The organism is Enterobacter cloacae complex sp. P42RS, assembly GCF_014930595.1.
Taxonomy (GTDB): Bacteria; Pseudomonadota; Gammaproteobacteria; order Enterobacterales; family Enterobacteriaceae; genus Enterobacter; species Enterobacter bugandensis.
The window spans coordinates 45,698-62,659 of the sequence record NZ_JADBRK010000002.1; the positions used below are offsets into that span (position 1 = coordinate 45,698).

At 58.5% G+C, this 16,962-nt stretch carries 16 protein-coding genes; 9 read left to right on the forward strand and 7 right to left on the reverse strand.

Annotated elements, in window-relative coordinates:
- Position 1: 1 nt before the first annotated feature.
- Genes gsiA through gsiD form a run of 4 tightly spaced genes read left to right on the forward strand, consistent with a single transcriptional unit; the run spans position 2 to position 5,274 of the window.
- Complete coding sequence (gsiA, locus tag IM314_RS03545) at positions 2 to 1,873, forward strand: glutathione ABC transporter ATP-binding protein GsiA (RefSeq protein WP_045630941.1); 1,872 nt, start codon at positions 2 to 4, stop codon at positions 1,871 to 1,873.
- Positions 1,874 to 1,896: 23 nt separating this feature from the next.
- A complete protein-coding gene (gene gsiB / locus IM314_RS03550; protein ID WP_047362754.1) occupies positions 1,897 to 3,435 on the forward strand; it encodes a glutathione ABC transporter substrate-binding protein GsiB in 1,539 nt (512 codons plus the stop codon).
- A 5-nt stretch (positions 3,436 to 3,440) separates the two neighbouring features.
- Positions 3,441 to 4,361, forward strand: a complete 921-nt coding sequence (gene gsiC, locus IM314_RS03555) for a glutathione ABC transporter permease GsiC (protein ID WP_045630942.1) — start codon at positions 3,441 to 3,443, stop codon at positions 4,359 to 4,361.
- Position 4,362: 1 nt separating this feature from the next.
- Positions 4,363 to 5,274 carry a glutathione ABC transporter permease GsiD gene (gsiD, locus tag IM314_RS03560; protein WP_193359209.1) on the forward strand — a complete coding sequence of 304 codons (912 nt, stop codon included), beginning with the start codon at positions 4,363 to 4,365 and terminating at the stop codon, positions 5,272 to 5,274.
- Between the two features lie 63 nt (positions 5,275 to 5,337).
- Here the strand turns inward: gsiD and rimO are convergent, their stop codons facing one another.
- A complete protein-coding gene (rimO, locus tag IM314_RS03565) occupies positions 5,338 to 6,663 on the reverse strand; it encodes a 30S ribosomal protein S12 methylthiotransferase RimO (RefSeq protein WP_041910688.1) in 1,326 nt (441 codons plus the stop codon).
- Positions 6,664 to 6,879: 216 nt separating this feature from the next.
- Here rimO and bssR point away from each other — a divergent pair, with 216 nt between their 5' ends.
- Positions 6,880 to 7,263: a biofilm formation regulator BssR gene (gene bssR / locus IM314_RS03570; protein ID WP_163332973.1), complete on the forward strand. Its 384-nt coding sequence runs from the start codon at positions 6,880 to 6,882 to the stop codon at positions 7,261 to 7,263.
- Between the two features lie 107 nt (positions 7,264 to 7,370).
- Positions 7,371 to 8,489 (forward strand): PQQ-dependent sugar dehydrogenase, encoded by a 1,119-nt coding sequence (locus tag IM314_RS03575; protein ID WP_193359210.1) that lies wholly within the window; start codon positions 7,371 to 7,373, stop codon positions 8,487 to 8,489.
- Here the strand turns inward: IM314_RS03575 and IM314_RS03580 are convergent, their stop codons facing one another.
- Positions 8,490 to 9,116, reverse strand: coding sequence for a glutathione S-transferase family protein (locus tag IM314_RS03580; protein ID WP_028012484.1), 627 nt, complete (start codon positions 9,114 to 9,116; stop codon positions 8,490 to 8,492).
- 240 nt (positions 9,117 to 9,356) lie between these two features.
- Here IM314_RS03580 and dacC point away from each other — a divergent pair, with 240 nt between their 5' ends.
- Positions 9,357 to 10,562, forward strand: coding sequence for a serine-type D-Ala-D-Ala carboxypeptidase (dacC, locus tag IM314_RS03585; protein ID WP_032644979.1), 1,206 nt, complete (start codon positions 9,357 to 9,359; stop codon positions 10,560 to 10,562).
- A gap of 97 nt (positions 10,563 to 10,659) precedes the next feature.
- Here dacC and deoR read toward each other — a convergent pair whose 3' ends face one another.
- From deoR to IM314_RS03600, 3 genes are all read right to left on the reverse strand, one after another.
- Positions 10,660 to 11,418: a DNA-binding transcriptional repressor DeoR gene (deoR, locus tag IM314_RS03590; protein WP_041910685.1), complete on the reverse strand. Its 759-nt coding sequence runs from the start codon at positions 11,416 to 11,418 to the stop codon at positions 10,660 to 10,662.
- A 66-nt stretch (positions 11,419 to 11,484) separates the two neighbouring features.
- Positions 11,485 to 12,093 carry an undecaprenyl-diphosphate phosphatase gene (ybjG, locus tag IM314_RS03595; protein WP_028012487.1) on the reverse strand — a complete coding sequence of 203 codons (609 nt, stop codon included), beginning with the start codon at positions 12,091 to 12,093 and terminating at the stop codon, positions 11,485 to 11,487.
- A 7-nt stretch (positions 12,094 to 12,100) separates the two neighbouring features.
- Positions 12,101 to 12,829, reverse strand: coding sequence for a phosphatase PAP2 family protein (locus IM314_RS03600; protein WP_047368172.1), 729 nt, complete (start codon positions 12,827 to 12,829; stop codon positions 12,101 to 12,103).
- Between the two features lie 168 nt (positions 12,830 to 12,997).
- On the opposite strand from IM314_RS03600, the gene IM314_RS03605 reads away from it, so the two are divergent.
- Complete coding sequence (locus tag IM314_RS03605) at positions 12,998 to 14,230, forward strand: MFS transporter (protein ID WP_048960865.1); 1,233 nt, start codon at positions 12,998 to 13,000, stop codon at positions 14,228 to 14,230.
- Positions 14,231 to 14,298: 68 nt separating this feature from the next.
- Here IM314_RS03605 and IM314_RS03610 read toward each other — a convergent pair whose 3' ends face one another.
- Together IM314_RS03610 and IM314_RS03615 are read right to left on the reverse strand one after the other, a co-directional pair.
- Positions 14,299 to 15,111: a Cof-type HAD-IIB family hydrolase gene (locus tag IM314_RS03610; protein ID WP_059355492.1), complete on the reverse strand. Its 813-nt coding sequence runs from the start codon at positions 15,109 to 15,111 to the stop codon at positions 14,299 to 14,301.
- Positions 15,101 to 16,315, reverse strand: coding sequence for an MFS transporter (locus IM314_RS03615; RefSeq protein ID WP_193359211.1), 1,215 nt, complete (start codon positions 16,313 to 16,315; stop codon positions 15,101 to 15,103). Before IM314_RS03615 ends, IM314_RS03610 begins: the two co-directional genes overlap by 11 nt.
- Before the next feature lie 81 nt (positions 16,316 to 16,396).
- On the opposite strand from IM314_RS03615, the gene IM314_RS03620 reads away from it, so the two are divergent.
- Positions 16,397 to 16,948: a TetR/AcrR family transcriptional regulator gene (locus tag IM314_RS03620; protein WP_047368174.1), complete on the forward strand. Its 552-nt coding sequence runs from the start codon at positions 16,397 to 16,399 to the stop codon at positions 16,946 to 16,948.
- Positions 16,949 to 16,962: the final 14 nt, after the last annotated feature.

Consider the following 16,962-nt stretch of genomic DNA (forward strand, 5'->3'; position numbering starts at 1 on the left):
CGTGCCGCACACTGAAGAACTGGACAACCGCGAGGTGCTGGCTGTCCATCAGCTGAATATTGCGTTTCAGGAAGAGCGGCAGTTCATCCCCGCAGTACAGAATTTATCGTTCTCGCTCAGGCGCGGCGAGACGCTGGCTATTGTTGGCGAATCCGGCTCCGGTAAATCGGTCACCGCGCTGGCGCTGATGCGCCTGCTGGAACAGACGGGCGGGCAAATCAGCAGCGAGAAAATGCTCCTGCGCCGCCGTAACCGTCAGGTCATCGATTTAAACGAGCTGAGCGGCGCGCAGATGCAGGGCGTGCGCGGGGCGGATATCGCGATGATCTTCCAGGAGCCGATGACCTCGCTCAACCCGGTGTTCCCGGTCGGGGAACAAATTGCCGAGTCCATCCGGCTGCATCAGGGGCTGAGCGGCGATGAGGCGCTCAAAGAGGCCCGACGCATGCTGGAGCTGGTGCGCATTCCGGAGGCGCAGGCCATTCTGGGGCGCTACCCGCATCAGCTTTCCGGCGGCATGCGCCAGCGGGTGATGATTGCCATGGCGCTCTCCTGCCGTCCGGCGGTGCTGATCGCCGATGAGCCGACGACGGCGCTGGACGTGACGATTCAGGCGCAGATCCTGCAGCTCATCAAAGTGCTGCAGCAGGAGATGGAGATGGGGGTGATTTTCATCACCCACGATATGGGCGTAGTGGCTGACATCGCCGATCGGGTGCTGGTGATGCATAAGGGCAATGCTGTGGAAACCGGTGCGGTCGAGCAGATTTTCCATGCCCCCGAGCATCCTTACACCAAAGCGCTGCTGGCGGCGGTGCCGCGGCTTGGGGCGATGAACGGCAGCGATTTGCCGCGCCGTTTTCCGCTGATTTCCCTGGAGGCGACAGAGCCGCAGGAGGATGAAGGCGAGCAGGACACCGTGGTGTCGGGCAAACCGATACTCGAAGTGCGCAATCTGGTGACCCGCTTTCCGCTGCGCAGCGGAATTTTCAACCGCCTGAAGCGCGAAGTGCATGCGGTGGAAAACGTCAGTTTCGATCTCTGGCCGGGTGAAACGCTGGCGCTGGTAGGAGAGTCCGGCTGCGGGAAATCCACCACCGGGCGGGCGCTGCTCAGGCTTGTGGAGACCCAGGAGGGGACGATAACCTTTAACGGTGAACGTATCGACACCCTGCCAGATAATAAATTACAGGCGATACGGCGAGATATTCAGTTTATCTTCCAGGATCCGTATGCCTCTCTCGACCCGCGCCATACGGTAGGGTACTCAATTATGGAGCCGCTGCGGGTGCATAACCTGCTCGACGGCGAGGCGGCGCAGCGTCGCGTGGCCTGGCTGCTGGAGCGCGTTGGCCTGAAGCCGGAACACGCCTGGCGTTATCCGCACGAGTTTTCCGGCGGGCAGCGGCAGCGTATCTGCATCGCCCGCGCGCTGGCGCTGAACCCGAAGGTGGTGATTGCGGATGAGTCCGTCTCGGCGCTGGATGTCTCGATCCGGGCGCAAATTATCAACTTACTGCTGGATTTACAGCGGGATATGGGGATTGCCTTCCTGTTTATCTCGCACGATATGGCGGTGGTAGAGCGCATCAGCCACCGCGTGGCGGTGATGTTTATGGGGCAGATCGTGGAGATTGGCCCGCGAAGGGCGGTGTTTGAGAATCCGCAGCACCCCTACACCCGCAAGCTTATTGCGGCGGTCCCGGTTGCCGATCCCGCGCACCGCCACGGCCAGCGCGTGCTGCTGCAGGATGAGATGCCGAGCAACATTCGTAAACGCGGCGAAGCCGTGGAGCGCGTCACGCTGCGTGAGGTTGGTCCGGGCCACTTCGTGGCTCCGCCGCGCCAGGACAATGCCTTCTCACGGTTATAACTTACAACAGGCAGGAGAACACAATGGTTACATTTGTAGCGCGTAAATGGTTGTTAGCCGCGAGCGTGACGGCAGCCCTGGCCGCTGCCCCCGCGTTCGCCGCCAAAGACGTGGTGGTTGCCGTCGGCTCCAACTTCACCACGCTCGATCCGTACGACGCCAACGACACGCTCTCCCAGGCGGTGGCGAAATCGTTCTATCAGGGGCTGTTTGGTCTCGACAGAGAGATGAAGCTGAAAAATGTGCTGGCGGAGGGGTACACCGTATCCGACGACGGGCTGGTCTATACCATCAAGCTCCGTTCCGGCGTGAAATTCCAGGACGGGACTGATTTCAATGCGGAGGCGGTAAAGGTCAACCTCGACCGTGCCAGCAATCCTCAAAACAGCCTCAAGCGCTATAACCTGTATAAAAATATCGCCAGCACCGAGGTAGTCGACCCGGCAACGGTAAAAATCACCCTGAAAGAGCCATTCTCCGCGTTTATCAATATTCTGGCGCATCCGGCGACGGCGATGATCTCGCCCGCCGCGCTGAAAAAGTACGGTAAAGAGATCGGCTTCCACCCGGTGGGAACCGGGCCGTACGAGCTGCTCACCTGGAACCAGACCGATTTTGTGAAGGTGAAAAAATTCGCGGGATACTGGCAGCAGGGTCTGCCGAAGCTGGACACCATCACCTGGCGTCCGGTGGTGGATAACAACACCCGCGCGGCAATGCTGCAAACCGGCGAGGCGCAGTTTGCCTTCCCCATCCCGTATGAGCAGGCCGCCATTCTGCAGAAAAACAGCAAGCTGGAGCTGGTTGCCAGCCCGTCTATCATGCAGCGCTACATCAGCATGAACGTCACGCAGAAGCCGTTCGATAACCCGAAGGTGCGTGAAGCCATCAACTATGCCATTAACCGTCAGGCGCTGGTGAAGGTCGCTTTTGCGGGTTATGCCACCCCGGCCACCGGCGTGCTGCCGCCGTCTATTGCGTATGCGCAAAGTTATCAGCCGTGGCCGTACGATCCGGCCAAAGCGCGCGAGCTGCTGAAAGAGGCGGGTTTCCCGAACGGCTTCAGCACCACGCTGTGGTCGTCGCATAATCACAGCACCGCCCAGAAGGTGCTGCAGTTCACCCAGCAGCAGCTGGCGCAAGTGGGGATTAAGGCGCAGGTGACCGCGATGGATGCCGGGCAGCGTGCGGCAGAAGTGGAGGGGAAAGGGCAGAAAGAGAGCGGCGTGCGGATGTTCTACACCGGCTGGACGGCCTCGACCGGTGAAGCCGACTGGGCGCTGTCGCCGCTGTTCGCCTCGCAGAACTGGCCGCCAACCCTGTTCAACACCGCGTTTTACAGCAATCCGCAGGTGGACAAAGACCTGGCCGATGCCCTGAAAACCACCAAACCGGAAGAGAAAGCCCGCCTCTACAAGGACGCGCAGGACATTATCTGGAAAGAGTCGCCGTGGGTACCGCTGGTGGTGGAGAAACTGGTCTCAGCCCATAACAAAGCGCTGACCGGGTTCTACATCATGCCGGACACCGGCTTTAGCTTTGACGATGCGGATTTAAAATAAACCTCATGCTGAATTATGTTTGTAAACGTCTGCTGGGGCTTATCCCGACGCTGCTGATAGTGGCGGTGCTGGTGTTTTTGTTTGTCCACATGCTGCCGGGCGATCCGGCGCGTCTGGTAGCCGGGCCCGAAGCGGATGCCACCGTCATTGAGCTGGTGCGTAAACAGCTGGGCCTCGACCAGCCGCTGTATATGCAGTTTCTGCACTATATGTGCAACGTTCTGCAGGGCGACTTTGGTATTTCAATGGTGTCGCGGCGTCCGGTGTCGGAGGAGATTGCCAGCCGCTTTATGCCCACGTTCTGGTTAACGATTGCCAGCATGGGCTGGGCGGTGGCGTTTGGGCTGGGCGCGGGGATTATTGCGGCCGTCTGGCGCAACCGCTGGCCGGACAAGCTCGGCATGGCCCTGGCGGTGACCGGCATCTCCTTCCCGGCATTCGCGCTGGGGATGCTGCTGATGCAAATCTTCTCCGTTGAACTGGGCTGGCTGCCGACCGTCGGGGCCGATACCTGGAAGCATTATATTCTGCCCTCCATGACGCTGGGCGCTGCCGTTTCGGCGGTGATGGCCCGCTTTACCCGCGCCTCGTTCGTGGACGTGCTGAGCGAAGATTATATTCGCACCGCGCGGGCGAAAGGGGTCAGCGAGAAGTGGGTCATTCTCAAGCACGGGTTCCGCAATGCGATGATCCCGGTGGTGACGATGATGGGACTGCAGTTTGGTTTCCTGCTGGGTGGCTCTATCGTCGTGGAAAAGGTCTTCAACTGGCCGGGGCTGGGGCGCCTGCTGGTCGATTCCGTCGAGATGCGCGACTACCCGGTGATTCAGGCAGAAGTCCTGCTTTTCTCGCTGGAGTTTATTCTTATCAACTTAGTGGTGGACGTGCTTTACGCCGCCATTAATCCGGCCATCAGGTATAAGTAAGATGCGATTGTTGAACTGGCGGCGTCAGGCCGTTTTGAACGCGATGCCGGGGCTGAAACCGGAGCATGTCCGCACCCCGTGGTCCGAATTCTGGCGACGTTTTCGCCGTCAGCCGGTCGCAATGGCGGCGGGGGTGTTCGTGCTGGTGCTGATTGCGGTGGCGATCGTTGCGCCTTGGGTAGCGCCGTTTGATGCGGAAAACTACTTTGACTACGACCGTCTGAACGACGGCCCCTCAATGCTGCACTGGTTCGGCGTGGACTCTCTCGGGCGGGATATTTTTAGCCGGGTGCTGGTGGGGGCGCAGATCTCGCTCGCCGCCGGGGTAGTCGCGGTGCTGATCGGCGCAGCTATCGGTACCGTGCTGGGGCTCGTCGCCGGGTATTATGAAGGCTGGTGGGACCGCATCATCATGCGCATCTGCGACGTGCTGTTTGCTTTCCCCGGCATTCTGCTGGCGATTGCCGTTGTCGCCATTATGGGCAGCGGGATGGCGAACGTCATTATCGCGGTCGCGGTGTTTTCGATTCCGGCCTTTGCCCGCCTGGTGCGCGGCAACACGCTGGTGCTGAAACAGCAGACGTTTATTGAATCCGCCCGCAGCATGGGGGCCAGCGATACCACCATTCTGTTCAGCCATATTCTGCCCGGGACGGTGTCGTCCATCGTGGTCTATTTCACCATGCGTATCGGCGTGTCGATTATTTCGGCGGCCAGCCTGTCGTTTCTGGGGTTAGGGGCACAGCCGCCGACGCCGGAGTGGGGCGCGATGCTGAACGAGGCGAGGGCCGATATGGTGATTGCGCCGCACGTGGCGATCTTCCCGAGCCTGGCGATTTTCCTGACCGTGCTGGCGTTTAACCTGCTGGGGGATGGACTGCGCGACGCGCTGGATCCGAGGATTAAGGGGTAGTGGAGTGAAATGTGCCGGGTGGCGGCTACGCCTTACCCGGCCTGTAAAAGATGTGCAGTGAGATTAAACCCGGCTACCCCACAGGTCATACTCGTCGGCGTTTTCAACTTTGACGCGAATAATATCACCCGGCTTAACGTTGGTTTCGCCGTTCAGGTACACCGCGCCGTCGATTTCAGGGGCGTCCGCCATGCTGCGACCAATCGCGCCTTCTTCGTCCACTTCGTCGATGATAACCATGATCTCACGGCCCACTTTCTCCTGCAGACGTTCAGCAGAGATCTGCTGCTGCAGTTGCATGAAGCGGTTCCAGCGCTCTTCCTTAACCTCTTCCGGCACCTGATCCGCCAGCTCGTTGGCGGTTGCGCCTTCCACCGGGCTGTACTTGAAGCAGCCGACGCGGTCCAGACGGGCTTCTTTCAGGAAGTCGAGCAGCATCTGGAAGTCTTCTTCGGTTTCACCCGGGAAGCCGACGATAAAGGTGGAGCGCAGGGTCAGATCCGGACAGATTTCACGCCACTGCTTGATGCGCGCCAGCTGGCGGTCAACGGAGCCAGGGCGTTTCATCAGCTTGAGGATACGCGGGCTGGCGTGCTGCAGCGGGATATCCAGGTACGGCAGGATTTTGCCTTCCGCCATCAGCGGGATCACATCGTCAACGTGCGGGTACGGGTAGACGTAGTGCAGACGTGTCCAGATACCGAGCTTAGCCAGCTGCTCGCACAGGCCCACCATGCTGGTTTTCACCGGCTCGCCGTTGTGGAAACCGGAGCGGTGTTTGACGTCTACGCCGTAAGCCGAGGTGTCCTGGGAGATGACCAGCAGCTCCTTCACGCCCGCGTCGGCCAGACGTTTCGCTTCCGCCAGCACTTCGCCAATCGGACGGCTCACCAGATCGCCACGCATGGACGGGATGATGCAGAAGGTGCAGCGATGGTTGCAGCCTTCAGAAATTTTCAGGTAGGCGTAGTGACGCGGCGTCAGCTTCACGCCCTGTTCCGGCACCAGGCTCAGGAACGGGTTGTGCTTTGGTTTTGGCACGTAGTGATGAACATGTTCCAGCACCTGCTCGTAGCTGTGCGGGCCGGTGATCTCCAGCACCTTCGGGTGCACTTCGCGGATTTGGTCCACTTTCGCGCCCAGGCAGCCGGTAACAATCACTTTGCCGTTTTCGGTCAGCGCTTCACCGATGGCTTCCAGTGACTCCTGGACCGCGCTGTCGATAAACCCGCAGGTGTTAACGATCACCATATCGGCGTTGTCGTAGCTTGGCACCACGTCATAGCCTTCGGTGCGCAGTTCGGTCAGGATGCGTTCGGAATCCACCAGGTTTTTCGGGCAGCCCAGGGAGACGAAGCCGATTTTCGGCTGGTGCGTAACATTGCTCATAGGTTAAAAATTCATCAATTATGGAGTTATCAGGCCGGGATTTTACAGCGTATCGCGGGGGATTTATACACTCTTTGCAAGGCGGATGCGCCAGGCCGAGGTTGTAACATTGTAAATAATGTTAATCAGTTAAGAATAATTGATCTCAGGCATTAAACTGTACAAAAAATGACCTTATTCTGAATGTGCAACATGGCTGACAGAGGAGGAAATAGCATGTCCGTTGACAGACTGAAACGCGATCTGCTTAACAAGCTGATCAACGCCCGAATCGACCTGGCCGCCTATCTGCAGCTCAGGAAGGCAAAGGGCTATATGTCAGTCAGCGAAAGCGAACATCTGCGTGATAATCTGTTTGAACTGTGTAATTTCATGCGTGAAAAAGCACCGACCCTGAAGACGGAATACGATGAATGCGAGCTGATGGCGCTGCGTCGCGCCGCTGAGGTGCTCTCCATTGCAGGGGTATGTTTGATGAACGGACGCCACGACTGCCCAAATTTTATCGCTGTTAACGCGGAGAAGCTTGAAAACTGCCTGACAACGCTCTCTCTTTGCATCATGTGTCTTAACAAGTACGAGACGCTTGCACAGCACTGAGTTCGGGGGGAGGCAACTCCCCCCTCTGATTAAGCTTTTGTAAAAGTGGTAACGCGCCCGGAGGTAATGGCTAATCTTTATGCCATATGCCGAAAAAGGAGCGCTTTATGCCTCGATCCTCGTTGATTTTCCTGCCTGCATTGTTTATTCCGTTTTCGCTTCTTGCTGCGCCAGAGGCGGTAAAGGTTGAGGTGCTGCAAAACCGACTCGATCACCCCTGGTCGATGGCGTTCCTGCCGGGTAATGACGGTTTACTGGTCACTCTTAAGGGCGGGCAGCTCAAGCGCTGGCAGGCCGGGAAAGGACTTTCCGATCCCATTGTCGGCGTGCCGAAGGTGTGGGCGAACGGCCAGGGAGGACTGCTGGACGTGGTGCTGGCGCCTGATTTTGAAAAGTCGCGCCGCGTCTGGCTGAGCTACGCCGAAGCCGGGCGTGACGGCAAGGCCGGAACGGCGGTGGGCTATGGCCGCCTGAGCGACGATCTTTCCCGCATCGAGGGATTTCAGGTAGTGTTCCGCCAGATGCCGAAGCTCTCAACCGGTAACCATTTTGGTGGGCGACTGGTGTTCGACGGCAAAGGGTATCTCTTCATTGGACTCGGCGAGAACAACCAGCGCCCGACGGCGCAGGATCTGGACAAGCTGCAGGGTAAAGTGGTGCGCCTCACCGAAGACGGTAAAGTGCCGCCGGATAACCCCTTTGTGAACACCTCCGGCGCGCGGCCGGAAATTTGGTCCTACGGCATTCGTAACCCGCAGGGGATGGCGATGAACCCGTGGAGCGACACGCTGTGGCTGAACGAGCACGGCCCGCGCGGCGGGGATGAAATCAACATCCCGGAGAAGGGCAAAAATTACGGCTGGCCGCTGGCGACGCACGGCATAAACTACAGCGGGCTGAAAATCCCGGAAGCCAAAGGCGAGCACGTTGAGGGAGCCGAAAAGCCGCTGTTTGTCTGGAAAGTGTCGCCCGCGGTCAGCGGCATGGCGTTCTATAATAGCGACGTGTTCCCGCAGTGGAAAAACAAGCTGTTTATCGGGGCGCTAAAGGAAAAGGACGTTATCGTGCTGAGCGTGGACGGCAATAAGGTGGCGGAGGACGGGCGGATCCTGGGCGACCGGGAGCAGCGTATTCGCGATGTGCGGGTGGGGCCGGATGGCTATCTGTATGTCCTGACCGACGAAACGGACGGGCAGCTGTTAAAAGTCAGCCCGTCCGGTGCGTAATCAGGTGACCGGGATCATAACCACGTTACGGTACGCCGGGCGCTCGCCAAGCTGCTTAAGCCAGCGGTCAAGGTTCGGGCGCGGCGTCCATTTCAGACCGAGGTTAGTCAGGTTCCAGACGAACGGCGCTACGGCAATGTCCCCCACGCCGAACGTATCGCCGGAGAACCAGGCGTGCTTCGCCAGCTCATCGTCCATCATCGCAAACAGGTTTTCGCAGGCATCCTGCGCGGCATGAATGGCGGGGTAGTCGCGCTCGGCTTCAGGGGTTCTCACCAGCCCCATCAGGATCACGCGGTGAACGGGAGAGAGCGTCTGATTTGCCCAGTCCATCCACTTCTCACCCTGCGCGCGCTGCGCCGGGTTTTCCACCCACAGGCGGCCAAGACCGTACTGGGCGGCGAGGTAACGCACAATGGTGTTGGACTCCCAAAGCGTTGCGTCTGTTTCGTCATCGCGCAGCAGCGGCACCAGGCCGTTCGGGTTCATCGCCAGATAGTCGGCCTCTTTGTTCACGCCGAACGACATGCCAGCCATGATTTGGTTAAACGGTAAATCCAGTTCCTCCAGCGTCCAGAGCACTTTCTTAACGTTGGTCGAATTATTCCTGCCCCACAGCGTAATCATATTTACTCCTGATGAGTGTGAATCCGGTTCGGCTTTTTGCCATGGTGAGATAAACCTAACAATTACGCAACAGAAGACAAAAAAATCGCCTGAATCAAAGCGTAAATGAATGTTATTGCATAAACTTTAATAACTTTACCCTCGTTGGGTTTCTTTAACCGTTTTAGTGCGCTATTACTCATCGCTTCTTGCGACACGGTGATGTGACGTAATTTTTGAATGGACACTCGGGTGGCATTTATGACGCGAAAAATGACTTCTCTGCGCAGCCTGGCGGCAGGCTCTGCGCTCCTTTTCCTGTTTGCACCAACACTCTACGCGGCTGAACAGGCTGCGCCCGAAGCGCCGCCTGTGGACGCGCGCGCCTGGATCCTGATGGACTATTCCAGCGGTAAAGTGCTGGCGGAAGGCAATGCGGATGAGAAACTCGATCCGGCCAGCCTGACCAAAATCATGACCAGCTATGTGGTCGGGCAGGCGTTAAAAGCGGGCAAGATCAAGCTGGACGATATGGTCACCATCGGGAAGGATGCCTGGGCTACCGGCAACCCGGCGCTACGGGGCTCGTCGGTGATGTTCCTGAAGCCAGGCGATCAGGTCTCCGTCTCCGATCTGAACAAAGGGGTAATCATTCAGTCGGGAAATGATGCGTGTATCGCGCTGGCCGACTACGTTGCCGGCAGTCAGGATTCTTTCATTGGTTTGATGAATGGCTATGCGCAAAAGCTCGGCTTAACCAACACCACCTTCAAAACGGTCCACGGCCTGGATGCGCCGGGACAGTTCAGTACCGCGCGCGACATGGCGCTGCTGGGAAAAGCGCTGATCCACGACGTGCCGGATGAATACGCCATCCACAAAGAGAAAGAGTTTACCTTCAACAAAATTCGCCAGCCGAACCGCAACCGCCTGCTGTGGAGCAGCAACGTTAACGTGGACGGAATGAAGACCGGCACCACGGCCGGCGCGGGCTACAACCTGGTGGCCTCCGCGACGCAGGGCGACATGCGCCTGATCTCGGTGGTGCTGGGCACCAAAACCGACCGCATCCGCTTTAACGAGTCAGAAAAACTGCTGACCTGGGGCTTCCGCTTCTATGAAACCGTGACGCCGATTAAACCTGATGCCACGTTCGTCAGCCAGCGCGTCTGGTTTGGTGACAAGAGCGAGGTGAATCTGGGGGCGGGTGAGGCCGGTTCCGTGACCATTCCACGCGGTCAGCTGAAAAACCTGAAAGCAAGCTATACCCTGACCGAACCGCAGCTCACCGCGCCGCTGAAAAAAGGCCAGGTGGTTGGGACGATTGATTTCCAGCTAAACGGCAAGTCGATTGAACAGCGTCCGCTGATTGTGATGGAAGCGGTGGAAGAGGGCGGCTTCTTCAGCCGGATGTGGGATTTCGTGTTGATGAAATTCCATAGCTGGTTTGGCAGTTGGTTTAGTTAAGTTTTATGCCGGGTGGCGCTGCGCTTACCCGGCCTACGTTTTTTCTCCCTCTCCCTGTGGGAGAGGGCCGGGGTGAGGGCATCAGACCGAACCCCGTTTAATACATCAACTTCACCTGCTGTGCCTTTGCATGGGCCACAATCTCGTCATCGGGGCGGCAATCGCTGACGATAGCGTCAAACTGAGCCAGCTCGCCCATTCTTGCCGAACGCACCTTGCCAAACTTGCTGTGATCGACCACCAGCACATGATACTGCGCGGCATTTAACGCCCAGTTCTTCACCGGCAGCTCCTCCAGATTAAAGCAGGTTGCACCCTGGCGCACATTGACGCCCGCGGCGGAATAAAACGCGATGTCCGGGCAGAGGTTGCTGAGCGTGTCCTGCAGGTTAAGCGGCTTAAAGATGGCGTTGCTGGCGTGAAACTCGCCGCCGCAGAGGATCACCCGGCACTCGGGTTTCTCCTGAAGCGCCAGAAAGGTGTTCAGGGAGTAGCACACGGCGGTAAAGGGAATGCTGCTGTCGATGGCTTCGATAATCCACGGCGTGGTGGTGCCGCAGTCAAAAAACAGCGTCTGGTGCGGCTGAACCAGCGTAGCCGCAAGGCGCGCGGCTTTGCGCTTCTCTTCAACCAGACGCGTCTTCTGGTCGCTGATCAGATAATGGCTGGCGCTGCGCGGCTCAAGGACGATGTACCCGCCCAGCAGTACCACGGGGGCGCTGTCGCTGTTCAGATCGCGACGAATGGTCATCTCTGAGACGCCGAGGAGGTTGGCGGCTTCCTTCAGATGCAGCTTATCGCTGCGCTTCAGCGCCTGCAGCAGCTGAGCAATGCGGTCATCGCGACGTGTTTCCATAGTTCCTCGGGATAAAAAAGTGAGCCCCCGCAGGGCGGGGGCTCAGTGTAACCTGTCCGGTTGGGATTAGTCACGTATCCAGCCCTTACGGATCGGGATGGCAAAAATGGCGCGATAGAGCGAAGAAAGCCCGCGGTAGAGCGCCTCACCGAAGAGATTCCACAGGATAGCCGCGCTCACGCAGCCAATCAGCCCCACCAGGAAACCGCCCACCATATCCAGCGGCCAGTGGACGCCAAGATAGACGCGCGACCAGGCGATAGCCACAGCGACCACCATCAGCACCGCACCCGACCACAGGCGATGCCAGAACAGGAAAGCCAGCGCGAAGGTGAAGATAACCGTACCGTGATCGCTCGGGAAAGAGTCATCCGGCGCGTGGTGCAGGAAGGTGTAGCCAATGCGATCGACAAAAGGACGATCGTGTGGGAACGCGTGGCCGAGAAGATAGCTGACCAGCACGCTTACCCCGAGCGCCATCGCGACTTTGATCACCAGCTGGCGCTGAGCCTTAACCTGGCTGCGCGGCCCCCACAGCCAGAGAATGGCAGCCAGCGCAGGCACGATGCTGATAAGGTCTTTCGCCAGAAAGGTGGCAAAATCAATCATCCACTCTGGCGAGGCCGGGGTGGCGTTGATCAGATAAAACAGCTGATAATTCAGATTCTCTAGCATAGCGTAATCACTCTTTTGCAAACCGGGTGGAAACCAGCCCGTAGACCGCCACCTGGGAAAACCAGACCCACCACCCGGCCCACAGGTTGTGAGAGAAAAAATGTGCCCCGCGCATCACCTGGCCGAAGCCCATCGCCAGACCCAGAACCGCGCCAAGGACCACAAAGCTCCAGGCGAGACGCGGACGCTCGCGCCAGAAGGCAAAAAACAGCCCCATCACCATAAAGCCGCTGGAAGAATGGCCACCCGGGAAGCAGCGGCCCGGGCCGCTGTCTGCCGGAACGGCGCTGAACAGGGGGTAAGACACGGCCTTACCGCCATATTCCACCAGATCCCACGGGCAGCTGTGGTGGCTGATGCTTTTCAGCACGCCAACCACCAGCGCGCCAAGCCCCATCAGCAGCGCGGCTGTGACAAGCCTTGCGTTACGTTTGTAAGCGCCGTAAAGCAGCGCCACGGCGCCTAAGGCAATCGCAATGTACTTCGCCAGACGATGGTTCAGCAGATCCAGCAGGTGGTCTTTCTGCAGCGGGAAAGTCTGTGTCGCCGCGTCATACCAAAAACCGGTGATCCATCTGTCGAGCGCTTCATCGCGCGATAGCCACGTAAACACCACGGCAAGCGCTACTAGCACCAAAAGCTGATAACCATAAAAGCGGGACGGTAAGCGGTAAAGCTGTTTTGTCTTATTAGTCTGTAAGTTAGACAATTCTGAACGGCTGGAAGTGAGTGCCATAATTAGGGATCATTGACGAGTAATCGCGCTATCATAAATCTGTCAACTTAAGGAAACCTTAAACGAAGACGATATGTGCTTTATTTCTGTTTCTCCTCGATAAATCACTATCTCGGATTACGGCATTTCATTAAACTCGTCGCGATTTTGTCATTATAAAGAGATTGCATGTTAAACCGTTCTTCTTCTGGTTCACGTCTGGGTCGTCAGGCGTTGCTTTTCCCTCTGTGTCTGGTGCTCTACGAATTCTCTACCTATATCGGCAACGATATGATCCAGCCCGGTATGCTGGCCGTTGTGGAGCAGTACAACGCGGGAATCGAGTGGGTGCCGACCTCCATGACCGCCTATCTGGCTGGCGGCATGTTTTTGCAGTGGCTGTTAGGCCCGCTGTCGGATCGTATTGGGCGCCGTCCGGTGATGCTGACGGGCGTGGTGTGGTTTATCGTTACCTGCCTCGCCACGCTGCTGGCGCAAAACATTGAACAATTTACCCTGCTGCGTTTCCTGCAGGGGGTGAGCCTGTGCTTTATCGGCGCCGTGGGCTATGCCGCCATTCAGGAGTCGTTTGAGGAGGCGGTGTGTATCAAAATTACCGCGCTGATGGCGAACGTGGCGCTGATCGCCCCCTTACTCGGGCCGCTGGTGGGGGCCGCGTGGGTGCACGTTGCGCCGTGGGAAGGGATGTTTGTGCTCTTTGCTGTTCTCGCCGCCATCGCGTTCTTCGGCCTGCACCGCGCGATGCCGGAAACGGCTACCCGTCTGGGCGAAAAACTCTCGCTGAAAGAGCTGGGCCGGGATTACAAAGCAGTGCTGCAAAATGGCCGCTTTGTGGCGGGGGCGCTGGCGACCGGATTCGTTAGCCTGCCTCTGCTGGCGTGGATCGCGCAGTCACCGGTTATTATCATCAGCGGTGAAAAGCTCAGCAGCTACGAGTACGGCCTGCTGCAGGTGCCGATCTTTGGCGCGTTGATTATCGGTAACCTGGTGCTGGCCCGTCTGACGTCTCGCCGCACCGTGCGTTCACTGATTATCATGGGCGGCTGGCCGATTGCGGCAGGGCTGATTCTGGCGGCGGTAGCGACCGTCGCGTCATCCCACGCCTACCTGTGGATGACGGCGGGGCTGAGCATTTATGCCTTCGGAATTGGCGTGGCGAACGCTGGTCTGGTGCGCCTGACCCTGTTTGCGAGCGAGATGAGTAAAGGTACGGTCTCTGCGGCGATGGGCATGCTGCAGATGCTGATTTTTACCGTCGGTATCGAGGTGAGCAAGCACGCCTACGCGCTGGGCGGCAATGGGTTGTTCAGCCTGTTTAACCTCGCCAACGGCGTGCTGTGGGTTGGCCTGATGGTGGTATTCCTGAAGGACAAACGTGTCGGAAACGCCCTGCAACCATAATCTTTTTTTCCCTCTCCCCTTTGGGGAGAGGGCCTGGGTGAGGGGCGAGGCCGCCAGACCGCACGCGGTCAATTAAACGGTGCCTCCCCGTTCAACACCTTCTCAATCACGTTTAAAACGCCTTCCTCGTTATTATGCGGAGCTTCAAAGCGCGCCTCCGCTTTAATATGCGGTTTGGCATTCGCCATCGCAAAGCTGAACCCGGACTGACGCAGCATCTCCACGTCGTTGCCGCTGTCACCAAAGGCCACCACTTCGCTGTCCTCGATGCCCCAGCGCGTTTGCAGGATCCGCAGGCCGTTGGCTTTATGCACGCCGGGGATAATCAGGTCAATGCTGCCGTGACCGGTGGTGACGGGCACCATAATGTCACTTAACTTTTCATGCAGCAGCGCCTGAATGCGCGGAATTTCGTCATCGGAAACGTTGAGCCCGAACTTGAAGAAGATGTCGTTCAGGCTGTTGAAATCCTGCACCCTTTCGAGACGGTGATAATATTTTGACGCGATATCAATGAAGGCATCGTCATAGGCCTTAAGCGTGTAGGCGCTGCCTTTCCCGCAGGCGATAATCTCAATGCCGGGGACGTCGTTTAAGACGGTGGCCACGGTGCTGAAATGCGCTTTTGTCAGCTCGCCGTTGAACACATCTTCCCCGGCATCGACCACCCAGCCGCCATTTTCGGCAACAAAGGCAATTTCATGCGCGATCTCCGGGAAGAACGAGATCAGCTGGTAATACTGGTTGCCGCTGGCGACCACAAAGCGAATGCCTTGCTCCTTCATGCGCGCATACTGCGCCAGAAAGCGCGGGCGGTTATAGGTCTTGGCATCACTCAGGAATGTGCCATCCATGTCGACGGCGATCAGTTTAACGCTCATATCCCTTCTCCATTGACGTTTGTTCCGTTTCCGGCTTTGCCACCGCGCGCGCCACCAGCGCCGCGATAATCACCAACCCTAACACCACCAGCATGGCGCTGCGCAACCCGTAGTGCTCACCGAGGAAACCGAGCAGCGGCGGCCCGACCAGGAAGGCGAGGTAGCCCGTGGTCGCCACCACGCTGACGCGGGTTGGGGCATCCGGGCCGGTGTCGCTGGCGGCCGAAATAGTCAGCGGGAAGCCGAGCGACGCGCCCAGACCCCAGAGGATCACCGAGACCCCGGCAATCCAGTCCACGTCTACAAAGACGATCATCGCGATACCCAGGCCGCCGAGCAGGGCGTTGGCGCGCACTACCGCCACGCGGCTATAGCGGTCGATAAACCAGCCGCCGGTGAAGCGCCCGACGGTCATCCCCAGCGTAAACCCGGCGTAAATCAGCGAGCCGGAGGTCGGACTAAAGCCGTGGCCGTCCACCATCAGCAGCGGCAGCCAGTCGTTGGCAGAACCTTCCGCGAAGGCCATCGCCAGCACCACCACGCCGATGAGCATCAGCTGGAAATCGCGGTAGAAGGGCAGCCCTTTTTCCGTCGAATGCTGTTCTTCAGCGGAATTCTTGCCGGTACCGTTCGGGATCGCCCGAATGCCGGTCAGGATCGGAATGATGCATACCAGCGCCGCCAGCAGGATATGCAGATTCGCGCTCATGCCAAAGGCCGTCAGCGCCATCCCGACGCCCGCGCCGGCGAGCGTGCCGAGGCTGTAAAAGCCGTGCATCATGGGCAGCACGGTTTTGTTCATCTCGCGCTCGACCGCCGCCCCTTCAACGTTAATCGCAACCTCTGCCGAACCGAAGCTGCCGCCAAATACCGTCAGCCCCAGGGCAAACAGCACCGGCGAGGCAAACCACAGCGCCACGCTCAGCACTACCATCCCGAACACCGCGAAGCACATGGTGGTGCGGATCACCGCCCGCGTGCCAAAGCGCTTCACCAGCCACGCGGAGCAGAGAATGCCGCTCATGGAGCCTATCGACAGGCCGAACAGCACGATGCCCATCTCCGCGGTGGAGACGGACAAAATATCGCGAATGGCGGGCGTACGTGTGGCCCAGGAGGCCATCAGCAGACCGGGAATAAAGAAGAACATAAACAATGCCCACATGCGTAGTCGCAGGGCGTTGCGGGAAGAGGTCAGCGTCATTGGGGTAGCACCAGAAGTACAACAATAGCGACAACACTAGCAAGTTTGTGTACATTTGTACACAAACCAGGTGAGGGATTTATGAGCAGACCACCGAACGATCCGCATCGACGTGAAAAAATTCTCCAGGCGACGCTGGATACCATTGCCGAACACGGGATTCACGCCGTTACGCACCGTAAAATCGCCAGCTGCGCGGGCGTGCCACTGGGGTCGATGACCTACTATTTCGACGGCATGGAGCCGCTGCTGGAGGAGGCCTTCACGTGGTTTACCCGCCAGATGTCGCAGCAGTACCGGGATTTCTTCGCGGGCGTCACCGGGCCGGAAATGGCGTGTGAATCCATCACCACCCTGATCCACAGCTCGCAGGTGACCACGCCGCACAACATGGCGCTGATGTACCAGCTTTACGCCTTTATGCACCGCAGCGCGGCGCTCAAAACGGTGATGCAGGACTGGATGAAGATGAGCCAGACCACGCTGGAGCAGTGGTTCGACCCGGTCACCACCCGCGCGCTGGATGCCTTCATCGAAGGGATGACGCTGCACTATGTGACTGACCGAGAGCCATTAAGCCGGGAGGAAATTCGGGCGATGGTGGGGAGAATTGCGGGCGAGGGAAACCCTTAGGCATCACTCGCCCT

What these genes read in the sequence shown, in the direction of transcription:
- deoR (WP_041910685.1), bottom strand. Translation starts at nt 11,418, where the DNA reads ATGGAAACACGTCGCGATGACCGCATTGCTCAGCTGCTGCAGGCGCTG.
- dacC (WP_032644979.1), top strand. Translation starts at nt 9,357, where the DNA reads ATGACGCGAAAAATGACTTCTCTGCGCAGCCTGGCGGCAGGCTCTGCG.
- IM314_RS03580 (WP_028012484.1), bottom strand. Translation starts at nt 9,116, where the DNA reads ATGATTACGCTGTGGGGCAGGAATAATTCGACCAACGTTAAGAAAGTG.
- IM314_RS03575 (WP_193359210.1), top strand. Translation starts at nt 7,371, where the DNA reads ATGCCTCGATCCTCGTTGATTTTCCTGCCTGCATTGTTTATTCCGTTT.
- IM314_RS03605 (WP_048960865.1), top strand. Translation starts at nt 12,998, where the DNA reads ATGTTAAACCGTTCTTCTTCTGGTTCACGTCTGGGTCGTCAGGCGTTG.
- bssR (WP_163332973.1), top strand. Translation starts at nt 6,880, where the DNA reads ATGTCCGTTGACAGACTGAAACGCGATCTGCTTAACAAGCTGATCAAC.
- IM314_RS03615 (WP_193359211.1), bottom strand. Translation starts at nt 16,315, where the DNA reads ATGACGCTGACCTCTTCCCGCAACGCCCTGCGACTACGCATGTGGGCA.
- gsiB (WP_047362754.1), top strand. Translation starts at nt 1,897, where the DNA reads ATGGTTACATTTGTAGCGCGTAAATGGTTGTTAGCCGCGAGCGTGACG.
- rimO (WP_041910688.1), bottom strand. Translation starts at nt 6,663, where the DNA reads ATGAGCAATGTTACGCACCAGCCGAAAATCGGCTTCGTCTCCCTGGGC.
- IM314_RS03620 (WP_047368174.1), top strand. Translation starts at nt 16,397, where the DNA reads ATGAGCAGACCACCGAACGATCCGCATCGACGTGAAAAAATTCTCCAG.
- gsiD (WP_193359209.1), top strand. Translation starts at nt 4,363, where the DNA reads ATGCGATTGTTGAACTGGCGGCGTCAGGCCGTTTTGAACGCGATGCCG.
- ybjG (WP_028012487.1), bottom strand. Translation starts at nt 12,093, where the DNA reads ATGCTAGAGAATCTGAATTATCAGCTGTTTTATCTGATCAACGCCACC.
- gsiC (WP_045630942.1), top strand. Translation starts at nt 3,441, where the DNA reads ATGCTGAATTATGTTTGTAAACGTCTGCTGGGGCTTATCCCGACGCTG.
- IM314_RS03610 (WP_059355492.1), bottom strand. Translation starts at nt 15,111, where the DNA reads ATGAGCGTTAAACTGATCGCCGTCGACATGGATGGCACATTCCTGAGT.
- IM314_RS03600 (WP_047368172.1), bottom strand. Translation starts at nt 12,829, where the DNA reads ATGGCACTCACTTCCAGCCGTTCAGAATTGTCTAACTTACAGACTAAT.